This is a genomic window from Candidatus Thermoplasmatota archaeon, from assembly GCA_029907305.1.
Lineage (GTDB): Archaea > Thermoplasmatota > E2 > DHVEG-1 > DHVEG-1 > JARYMC01.
Genome location: JARYMC010000054.1, coordinates 1 through 10,260, shown reverse-complemented (window position 1 = coordinate 10,260; position 10,260 = coordinate 1). Strand labels below are relative to the sequence as shown.

10 protein-coding genes are annotated in these 10,260 nt (G+C 34.0%); 5 read left to right on the top strand and 5 right to left on the bottom strand.

The window, feature by feature from the left end:
• Positions 1 to 503 precede the first annotated feature (503 nt).
• From QHH19_05020 to QHH19_05010, 3 genes are all read left to right on the top strand, one after another.
• On the top strand, positions 504 to 1,418 hold the full coding sequence (locus QHH19_05020; GenBank protein MDH7517686.1) for a prenyltransferase: 915 nt from the start codon (positions 504 to 506) through the stop codon (positions 1,416 to 1,418).
• A gap of 236 nt (positions 1,419 to 1,654) precedes the next feature.
• On the top strand, positions 1,655 to 2,812 hold the full coding sequence (locus QHH19_05015; protein MDH7517685.1) for a glycosyltransferase: 1,158 nt from the start codon (positions 1,655 to 1,657) through the stop codon (positions 2,810 to 2,812).
• A 14-nt stretch (positions 2,813 to 2,826) separates the two neighbouring features.
• A complete protein-coding gene (locus tag QHH19_05010) occupies positions 2,827 to 3,642 on the top strand; it encodes a hypothetical protein (protein MDH7517684.1) in 816 nt (271 codons plus the stop codon).
• A gap of 97 nt (positions 3,643 to 3,739) precedes the next feature.
• Here the strand turns inward: QHH19_05010 and QHH19_05005 are convergent, their stop codons facing one another.
• The 4 genes from QHH19_05005 to QHH19_04990 form a co-directional block, all read right to left on the bottom strand.
• Positions 3,740 to 4,750: a UbiA family prenyltransferase gene (locus QHH19_05005; GenBank protein ID MDH7517683.1), complete on the bottom strand. Its 1,011-nt coding sequence runs from the start codon at positions 4,748 to 4,750 to the stop codon at positions 3,740 to 3,742.
• Positions 4,751 to 5,061: 311 nt separating this feature from the next.
• Entirely contained in the window at positions 5,062 to 5,256 is a 195-nt protein-coding gene (locus QHH19_05000) for a hypothetical protein (protein MDH7517682.1), read from the bottom strand.
• On the bottom strand, positions 5,231 to 6,487 hold the full coding sequence (locus QHH19_04995) for an HD domain-containing protein (protein MDH7517681.1): 1,257 nt from the start codon (positions 6,485 to 6,487) through the stop codon (positions 5,231 to 5,233). Before QHH19_04995 ends, QHH19_05000 begins: the two co-directional genes overlap by 26 nt.
• A gap of 22 nt (positions 6,488 to 6,509) precedes the next feature.
• Positions 6,510 to 7,577 carry a hypothetical protein gene (locus tag QHH19_04990; protein ID MDH7517680.1) on the bottom strand — a complete coding sequence of 356 codons (1,068 nt, stop codon included), beginning with the start codon at positions 7,575 to 7,577 and terminating at the stop codon, positions 6,510 to 6,512.
• 113 nt (positions 7,578 to 7,690) lie between these two features.
• Between QHH19_04990 and QHH19_04985 the strand changes: the two genes are divergently transcribed.
• The gene (locus tag QHH19_04985; protein ID MDH7517679.1) at positions 7,691 to 7,906 is read left to right on the top strand and encodes an LSM domain-containing protein; all 216 of its coding nucleotides are present in this window, start codon (positions 7,691 to 7,693) and stop codon (positions 7,904 to 7,906) included.
• Between the two features lie 187 nt (positions 7,907 to 8,093).
• Positions 8,094 to 9,746 (top strand): urocanate hydratase, encoded by a 1,653-nt coding sequence (gene hutU / locus QHH19_04980; protein MDH7517678.1) that lies wholly within the window; start codon positions 8,094 to 8,096, stop codon positions 9,744 to 9,746.
• A 3-nt stretch (positions 9,747 to 9,749) separates the two neighbouring features.
• On the opposite strand, the gene QHH19_04975 is transcribed toward hutU, so the two are convergent.
• A partial coding sequence (locus QHH19_04975; GenBank protein MDH7517677.1) for an aromatic amino acid lyase occupies positions 9,750 to 10,260 on the bottom strand: 511 nt, incomplete at its 5' end.

The following is a 10,260-nucleotide window of genomic DNA, read 5'->3' as shown; positions in this document are numbered from 1 at the left end:
AGCGTGAAAGAAGAAGTACGTGGAAAAACCTGCTCACAAAACTACGTAGTACGGTTGTTGTTCCAGATGCTTTCAATCCTGTTGTACAACCTCTGGCACCTGTGCAATCTCATCCTCATTGTTCTCTTATCCTGGAATAAAAAACGGTATCCGATGATTTTACATGCGTTTAGAGACACCATTGCAGATCAAATTATAGGTCGATAACAGACTCTGGGTTAGCGGTAGCTAGGTCGATATTAGAAGGTTTTTTCAGGAGAACAGATGATTGAAGATCCTTTCATTGGCATTCCCTTGCCAGAATGTTCATGAAAAATACGTCGGAGTAAAAATGAATACGATCGATGTTCTTCTTTACTTGCCTAACTACTGCAATAGATTTACTTATTAACAAAACCTACCAGTTTAATAAATAAAGAGGTAAATATTTTATACAGAAATTTGTTCTAGTCCTCTTATAATTAGTTTTCATTGGAGGTAATAACATCGATAAGAATAAAACTATGTTTTTAATAGTATTAACTGAATTCGTTAGAATAAAGGGTGTTATATATTGGTCTGCTATTTCTTTCATTGGTTTCATTTTGGGGATATCCTCTTTAAATCTGTCTACATATATGGTACCTTTACTAGTTTTTTTGTCATCCACTTTTTTTGTCATGTCTTTTACATTTGCGATTAATAATTATTATGACATCGAATCTGATATAAAGAATCCACGGAGAATCAAAGTTAATGCAATTGCTTCTGGAAAAATCTCAAAGAAGATAAGTTTGTCCCTAATTATAATGTTTGCAATTATCCCATTGATCATCTCAATTTTATATAAATTGGAGATTTTCTTTTTTTGTGCTTTTTTACTTTTTGAAGGATGGGCTTATTCTGCCTTTCCCTTAAGGATAAAGAGTAGACCTGTCTTGGATATACTATGGCATATCTTAGGATTTTTTTCTTATGTTATGTGGGGCTCCTTTATTGCAGGATCTATAACCCTACTGAACTGGTTGATGGCTATTTCCCTTGGAGTATGGAGTAGTGTCGCTCAAATAGGCAATCACATTTGTGATTATTCTTTTGATAAAGATAGTGGAACAATGACCTTTGCAGTTTGGGTAGGACTAGATAAAGCAAGAATAACAATGAATTTCCTTACATTTATACATTTAATTATTTTAATTCCACTTGTTTTATCTTATTCTTTAAAATACTGGGTTACAATATCGCTTGTTATTATCATACCAATCTTAGGATTTATAATATTGAAACCTGAAAAAGGTGCTATTCCAATTAAGAGTTTTACTTATTATTTTACAGTTGTAATTGGAGGTGCAGTTTATTTAAGTTGTATTGTTTACAAAATCATGCTTGTTATAGGTGCTCCTCCTATTGATTTTTACACCTTATTGTCTATTGCTTAAGATTTAGAGAGCTGCAACTTAACGAAATAATCTATATAGTTTCTCATGTTAAGCATCAGCAAAAAGACCTTAGTTTGCACTCTCAGATTTGGCATACAAAAGTTTTTTACAGACTTACAAGATATTCAATATGTACTGGTATAATAATCACAAGTGATTAAAAAATGCTGAATTTCATTTTATTCTTCCTTTTAATATTATCCATATTGTTTTGGATTTTGTATTTTTTCATAACAATGTCAAGCTATAGACAGTTACCTGTGCTATCTAAAGCTACTGCTGGTAACAATAAATCTAAATCTTTACCTAATGTATCTGTAATCATCCCTGCGAGAAATGAAGAAAAAAAAATTGGGCAGTGCATTCAAAACTTTAAAGGACAGTTATACCCTAATTTAGAAATTTTAATAGTTGATGATCACTCAACCGATAAAACAGTAGAGATAGCTAAATCCATTATTGGAAACGATAAGAGATTCAAGATTCTCAGCTTGGAATATTTTAAAGAAAAGAAACCAAGTGGATGGATGGGAAAATCTTATGCAATTCAAAAAGGTAGTGCACAAGTCAAAGGAGAATGGCTTCTTTTCTGCGATGTGGATGATATAGATTACGATCCAGAGCTTATTCTTATAGCTGTTGAGTTTGCCATGGCTAGGAAGATAGATTTTCTAAGTTTAGTTCCAAGTAATGTGTGTAAATCATTTTGGGAAAAAGTAATACAACCGATTCCAGCAGGTTTACTTATTTTTATTTCTCCATTCAACAAAGTTAATGACCCAAAAAATAAGGCGGCATTTGCGTTAGGTTTATTCATACTAATTAAAAAATCAGTTTTTAACAAAATCGGTGGCTATGAAAAAATTAAGGATCGCGTAGCAGATGATGTAGAACTGGCTAAACTTGTTAAACAATCGGGTTTTAAGATAATGTTAGCGCAAGCACAAAAGATGATGAGATTTAGAATGTATGAAAGCTTTAAAGAAATATGGGATGGTTGGAGTAAAAACATATTTATGGGTTTTGTTCAAAAACGCGAAATAGAATCAAAATTGAAACAAATACTTATTCTTTTGATTGGTTTGTTTGCTGTTTTTGATACGATTGTTTTACCATTCCTCATAGTAATAATATCTTTATTATTTTTAATGTTTTCACAAACATCCATTTGGTTTACAATGTTGATTTTTTCATTGACTGTATGGTTATTTTCAATTACAGTCCAAGGTTTTGTCCACAAGAAATATCATATTGGTAATTCTTTATATGCTCCTTTGTACTTTATCGGTGGTATTATTACCATGGGAATATTTATAAACTCCGCAGCTAAAACAATCTCGGGAAAAGGCGTTAAATGGAAAGGAAGAACATATTCTCAAGATGAAATCAAATAAGTAGAAATGATAACATGAAAGTAATATTTTGTCTTACTACAGCAAGATCAGGAACAGAGTATTTAACTTATCTTTTTAGGAATAATATCAAAAACTGTGTTAGTAAACATGAGCCGATACCAACAATGTTTGGAAAACCTATATACTGGTATTATGAAGGAAAAACTGACGAAATTAGAAAAGTTTTTAAAAAAAAAGTAGAAAAAATTTATGGTTATAATACCAAAGTTTATGTTGAAACAAATCATGCTTTTCTATTGTCTTTTTCTGATGTTGCAATGGAGTTTTTCCCTGAAATGAAATTAATCCATTTAATAAGAGATCCACTTAAAATGGCAAAAAGTGGTCTTAACAGATTTAAACAAATTAGAAAATATCATTTCCCTTGTTATTATAAGGGCGACGATGGTAGAAAATATTTTAAATGGATTTTAACAGGTAAAGAAGATATTTTTAAAAATTTTAATTATGATTGGAAAACCATATATTACCTAAAAGATGAAAGAAAAATTTTTGAATTTCTTATATTATATTGGATAGAATTAGAGAATCGTGCGATAGCGTTTTTAGATAAATATAAAAAACATAATGATTGTTATACTCTACAAGTTCCGGAAGATCTTAACGATGTTAAAACTTTAAAAGATATGTTTGATTTTTTTGAATTAGAATTAAAACAAGAATATATCGATCTAAGAGGAAGAAAACATAAAGGTGCTAAACCAACGATAGTAACCAAAGACGACAAAAACCAATTAGATGAAATATTAAAAAAAAATACCACAAAAATATTTACAAATATTTCAAAAGAAACCTTATGTAGATTTTGAATGGGTAAAACAATTATCTATCCCCTAAAAATGAATTGTGATTATATTCATTGTTTTTTGAGGCTTTATATGACACACTAATTGTATTAGTAGATTATTACATTGTTTTTGGTTGTGTTATTGTTCCATGTAAAATTAGATTATTTAATATAAATCCTAATAATGGAAAGAATATTAAAATTCCAACCCATGGATTAAGAGTCATTAACATTATTGGAACAATTGTAAAGTTAATCATATAATGAACACCGATATATTTTCTTGCTTTATTTCTTTCAAATTGTTTCATTGAAAGAAGTTTGTATGAGAGATAAAACATGATAAAACCAATAAATAATATACTTGTCCATTGTAAATAGTACAGAGTGGTTAATTCCTTCATTTCGTCTATTAAGAAAAACGGTAGAAATACAACTATTAAATCAACAATTTGAAGGCCATATGCAAGAGCCTTAAAACCATAGGAAATTTTTAATTTGCCATCTAAAATTCTCACTCCAAGTTTTATTGCAAGTGTTTTTGCTCCTCTATTATAGTCGTTCTCTATGTCTTTTAATCCACCTGATATGAATTGCATATACAGGACTTGTATTGAACCAAGAATGCATACTATCCAGGCGAGTGATGTGATTTGATATATGCTGTCAACGGTAGTTAATGCACCATATAATACTAAAAGGAAAACTCCCATTGCCACAAATATGTCCATTCCAATGAATTTTTTACTTATCAGATCATAGAGGGTTATAAAAAGGGCTGAAATCGCAAGTACAACGACAGTAAAATAATTTTGTGTTTGATACGCTAGATATAAAGAAATTGAAAATGCTATAAGCATTGAAGTAATTGCGAAAAACCATGCTTTTTTTAATGTAATCGTTCCACTTATTAAGGGGCGATCGCTTATCTCTTTAGATGTTTTGTCAATTCTATAGTCGATAATATCATTAAACACAAACCCAAATGTATGGCCAAAGAAACCTACTAAAAATAACATAAAAAGAGTGAATATATCATATTGCTCCATGGCAATAGCGCCCATAACAGGTGATATCCCTGTTAAAACTGCATTAAATGAACGGGCGAGTTTTAGATATTCTTTTATCATAATGCTGGACTCTTACAATTATAAATAGAATAAAAAACCATCGATATACCATTTTATAACTATTTGGATATCAAAATTTTTTTTGTTATATACGCTTCATTGTTATCCACTTGTTAATAAACAACAGTTAAAGAATTAGTATATTTTGCTAGTTATGTTGTTTTTTGATATTCATGTGCAGAAAAAAATTAGTTCAGCCAGAAATCTAAGAGTTTATAAGATTTAAATAACCTCAATAAAATCAATAATTATAATATATTTTTTATTTAAATATTATGTTTTTTGTTTTACTTTTTTAACATAGAAATTAATTAAATAATTACGTCAATGGTCGATATTTGTATAATAAGATTTATATACTGATATATGATATATATCCTGGCGAATGGGGGAGATACTGGAGTTTTTTTATTAAATCTCTCCTCACCACCTTCAATCTTCCCCATTCTCTCCTTATCACCATCATCGCTAAAGATAAGTTCATTTAAATAAAATTTTTTCAGCATTATCAGATATAATTTCTCTGTATTTTTCATCTGTTACAATCATAATAACCCAATCTGGAATAACTCTTGATCTGATTGCTTTAGCGACAGGCGTAAAATCATCCAAGCTCTTAATCTTACCATCATCAATGATCGCTATATCAGTCTGATTTATACGCGGCTCAGCTTGATGTAACTCCTTTGAGGGGATATCAATTATTACATGTCCCTCAGGTATCTTGAGTTTCTCTTCGAATTCTCTCTCTTTTGCCTTTTTCATATCTATATCTTCCAGTTGTTTAACTACAGCGAGTTCGTCTTTTTCCAGGTTAGATGAAGAAATAGCGTATGCTTGTTTGAACAATTTCCTGTATTTTATAGATGTAGCGATTTCATGTTGAAAAGACCCCATTTTATTTAAGTTATTTAATAGCTCACAGTCCGTCATTTTAAATAACTCAAGAGGTTGTACATCGGGTGACATCTCGATAGCTCTTGAAAGCATTAACTCTGCGATACGAACTGTTTTATGGAAATACACTGAAGAATACATCAGACCCCTCGCCATCAGTATGTTCTCAACAACACCAACGCCTTTTCTTTTAACTGCTAAGTTGTGGTTATTTATTGTTAGAGTCTGTAGAAACCGTTCTGTGTCTATCATACCATATGCTACACCAGTGTAGTAAGCATCCCGTACGAGATAGTCAAGCTGATCCACATCTATAGCACTGTTTAAAAGCTCGCTTAAATAAGGTTTCTTATGAGTTGCTCCTCTTATGATATCTATTATTTCTTTTTGATTTATATTGTTTTTTTCTAGAATCTCATGCACACTAGGTGATGATATAAATTTTTTTTCTTCTGAACTAAAAATGCTATACTCTCCTGATATAAGTTTTTCAGTTAAATCAACATGATCAAAATCAAGTGTGTTTCTTAGGATAGATTCAAGTGTATGAGAAAATGGGCCGTGTCCTAGGTCATGTAAAAATGCTGCACATGCTATTATTTGTTTCTCGTTTTTATTCATGTCTAGGAGATCAGCAGCTTTTGATGCCATGTGATATGTACCAAGAGAATGTTCAAGCCTGGTGTGATGTGCACCTGGAAAAACTAGGTGGGCGAAACCAAGCTGTTTTATGTTGTATAAACGCTGGATCTCAGGTGTCTCTAATAAATCAAGAAAAACCCCTTCTAGTTTTATGTCACCATGAATCGGGTCTCTTATAGTTTTATGTTCTTCAATCATTTCTTCATCGGTTTCTAATCTTTTAAACCTCTTGTAATAGGAATGCTCCTAGGCATCTAAGTTTCTCTTTGTATGAATCAGGATAGAGGAATCTCTCTGCAGCAGTTATACTACTTAGTATAGAGTTTCCATCTTGTGGTGTAAAACAGAACCCTATCACTTCGTTGTCATTTAGAACATGTATAGTTGGTACGACCACTACTGTTTGGTCAAGTATTCTACCGTAATGCCCATGGTCTCTACCAAAGGAGAACACCAGGTTAGCTGAGTTTTTGTATGTTATCGCAACCATAGGGTTATCTATGAATCTCTGGGTGGCTTCCTCCTTTGTCATCTTCTTATCAAGTTTCACGTCATACCATATGCAATGCATGTACTGTGTGTTAACCTTTAGGGCACTAGAAAACACGTTGAGTTCGATGCCGATTGTTTTGTATAGGTGATAGACGTCTACAGCATGGTGAGTACCCATCTTCGGGTCTTTATGTGTACCTACCTCTGGCGATGGTACATAGCTTTTCACCTGACTGATATCATTTGCTCTTCTGATACATAGGAATCTCCCTTCTTTCATATGGTTTTTTTTCTTTTCTATAGCAAGCGTCTTTATTATAACGGCTATATTATGTGTGTTACAGCTTACTATATGGATGAATTGATCCTTTTTTGTTATAGCCTCATCATTGATACCTACTGCAAACATTTTCCCGAAGCCAAACTCTGAACCCTGAGCCAAGAATCCTTTTACCTTGTTTTTGTATTTAATATAGTATTTCTCTTTGTTCATCAAACCTGTACCCTTTGGTGTACAATCTATAACAACAGATGCTCGGCTTATCGCCTCTTCAGCATCATACATTGGTTCAATACCCAACTCCCTGAACTCCTTTACCTTATCCTCGTTTACAGCAAGATTGGCTCCTCTGTTAATCAAGCCTTTAATCTTAGGTCTATCTATCAAGGTGGGGCTATGTTTATAAAAAGTTATCTCATCTATCTCTAAATCATCCTTAGCATCACACAATAAACCTATAAGTGGTTCTCCAATTGTTCCTGTTCCAACTACATGTACAATATTACCATCTGACATTGTACCTCTGCCTCCCCTTTCTTTATGGCAATTCCTGTAATGTAGATATACCATTTAATTGTTGCCATTTTTTAGTGGAATAGTTTAAAAAGGAGTAGATGTTTCACCTCTCCATGGCGTTACCCTTAGACGTACTGGAAAAGGCTATGAACCAGCGACTTTCTCTTTTGTTAAAAGACGGTAGAGTTATAGATGGTAAACTCACAGGCTATGATGAATACATGAATATGGTGCTTGAAGAAGTTGAGGAAACAAACGGTGAAGCCAAGAAAAGGATAGGTAATGTTATCCTTAGAGGCAATAACGTTGTAAGCATTTCTCTCCTGTAAGCGAAAAGCATATAAATACGGTTTTTATTTGTATATATTGGAAGGAATCGGGCTGGTAGTTTTTGTTAGAGTGCATCCCATCCCCTCCTAGTGAGGCCAGCCGTCCTTCCTTTTTTTGTTAATTTCAACAAGTTTGTATTTAAAAAAGTTTTAAGTATCGATTTTTTATATTGTAAAACTGGTTTTTATGGGGAGACGAATCAAGGTCAAACGAGGCGGTGACATTCGCTGTAAAGGCTGGAAACAAGAAGCCATCCTAAGGATGTTAGAAAATAACCTTGAGAATGCTGAGATACCTGAGGAGCTTATTGTATATGGTGGTACTGGTAAAGCAGCACGTAACTGGGATTGCTATGATGCTATTGTAGATACACTGAAAAAACTAGAAGATGATGAAACCATGCTCATCCAGTCAGGTAAACCAGTCGCAGTGTTTAAAACCTGGAGTACAGCACCACGTGTTCTTATAGCAAATTCTAATATCGTCCCACATTGGAGTAACTGGGAAGAGTTTCGTAGATTAGAGAAATTGGGTTTGACTATGTATGGTCAGATGACTGCTGGTTCATGGTGCTATATTGGTACACAGGGGATTATACAGGGAACTTATGAGACTTTTGCTGCTTGTGCAAGAAAACATTTCAAATCAGATCTTAAAGGCAGGATTGTTTTAACTGGTGGGCTTGGTGGTATGGGTGGCGCTCAGCCTCTTGCCATTAAAATGAACCATGGTGTTTGTATAGCTGTTGAGTGTGATGAAAAACGTATTGACCGTAGGATAAAAGCAGGTTTTTGTGATAAAAAAACTGATAGTATTGATGAGGCTGTTGAGTTGGCTGAAAAAGCAAGAGAAGCAAAAAAACCTCTTTCTATAGGTGTTGTTAGTAACTGTGCTGATGTTTTACCACGACTTGTTAAACAAGGTTTTAAACCAGATGTTGTCACTGACCAAACCTCTGCTCATGATGAACTTAATGGTTACGTTCCATCTGGTTATTATGGTGATTCTTTAGCAGATGCGATAAAATTGAGGAAAAAGAATCCAAAAGAGTATATTAGACAATCTATGCGTAGTATGAAAATTCATTGTAAAGCCTTGTTAGATTTTCAGAGGAAGGGTGTTGTTGTTTTTGATTATGGGAATAATCTTAGGGGTCAGGCTCAGAAGGCTGGGCTTAAAAATGCTTTTGGTTATCCTGGTTTTGTAAATGCCTATATTCGACCCATGTTTTGTGTAGGGCGTGGACCGTTTAGATGGCTTGCTCTTACTGGTAACCCTGAGGATATTTTAAAAACAGATAGAGAAGTTATTAAGATGTTTCCAGAGGATAAGGTTTTGACAAACTGGATTAATTTAGCTGAAAAGTATCTCCCTTGGGAGGGTTTACCTGCGCGTGTATGTTGGCTTGGGTATGGTGAGCGGGAGAAATTTGCGTTAAAAATAAACGAGATGGTGAGAGACAAGGAGATAGGGCCAGTGGCTATAACAAGGGATCATCTAGACAGTGGCAGCGTCGCTTCTCCTTATAGAGAAACAGAGGATATGCAGGATGGTAGTGATGCTATTGCTGATTGGCCATTGTTGAATGCTCTTCTGAATTGTGCTGCTGGTGCAGACAGCGTGCATATACATAATGGTGGTGGTGTGGGTATTGGTTTGTCTACTCATGCGGGAATGGTTGTTGTATGTGATGGCACAAAGGAAACTGATGAGAGGATAAAACGTGTGTTTACCACAGACCCTGGGTTGGGTGTGGCGCGTCATGCTGATGCTGGGTACAAAGAAGCGGTTGATCTTGTTAAAAAAAGTGATATATGCGTCCCGATGATTAAGAAGTAGAGCTTATCTTAGGCTTCCCACGACTTTTTCTACCTCTTTTAGTATCTCACATGATTTGACAAGCTCTTTCATCTTAGTATGATCTGGATAGAGAGGTCTGTCTTCATCTAAGAATTTGACATATTTTCTTATGACTTCTTTTGCTTTGGTTACTCCTTTACCAAATTTGTAGTCGCGGAAATCCAGTGCCTGAGCAGCAGCCATGAACTCTATACCCAATATACCATAGGCGTTGTCAAGTATCTGAAAGTTCTTGATTGCTGTGTTCATACCCATTGAAACAAAATCTTCTTGATCAGCTGCTGCAGGAATTGATTGAATGGATGCAGGTGTAGAAAGAATGCGTTGTTCAACAATCAACATATCAGCTGTGTACTGACTAAGCATCAACCCTGAGAACATACCGGCACCTTTTGTTAGGAATGCTGGTAAACCTGCACTTAATGCAGGGTTATTTAACCTATTTAATCTTCTTTCAGACATTACACTTACCATTGTTATTGCAGCACCAGCC

What these genes read in the sequence shown, in the direction of transcription:
- QHH19_05020 (MDH7517686.1), top strand. Translation starts at nt 504, where the DNA reads ATGTTTTTAATAGTATTAACTGAATTCGTTAGAATAAAGGGTGTTATA.
- QHH19_05015 (MDH7517685.1), top strand. Translation starts at nt 1,655, where the DNA reads ATGTCAAGCTATAGACAGTTACCTGTGCTATCTAAAGCTACTGCTGGT.
- QHH19_05010 (MDH7517684.1), top strand. Translation starts at nt 2,827, where the DNA reads ATGAAAGTAATATTTTGTCTTACTACAGCAAGATCAGGAACAGAGTAT.
- QHH19_05005 (MDH7517683.1), bottom strand. Translation starts at nt 4,750, where the DNA reads ATGATAAAAGAATATCTAAAACTCGCCCGTTCATTTAATGCAGTTTTA.
- QHH19_05000 (MDH7517682.1), bottom strand. Translation starts at nt 5,256, where the DNA reads ATGCTGAAAAAATTTTATTTAAATGAACTTATCTTTAGCGATGATGGT.
- QHH19_04995 (MDH7517681.1), bottom strand. Translation starts at nt 6,487, where the DNA reads ATGATTGAAGAACATAAAACTATAAGAGACCCGATTCATGGTGACATA.
- QHH19_04990 (MDH7517680.1), bottom strand. Translation starts at nt 7,577, where the DNA reads ATGTCAGATGGTAATATTGTACATGTAGTTGGAACAGGAACAATTGGA.
- QHH19_04985 (MDH7517679.1), top strand. Translation starts at nt 7,691, where the DNA reads ATGGCGTTACCCTTAGACGTACTGGAAAAGGCTATGAACCAGCGACTT.
- hutU (MDH7517678.1), top strand. Translation starts at nt 8,094, where the DNA reads ATGGGGAGACGAATCAAGGTCAAACGAGGCGGTGACATTCGCTGTAAA.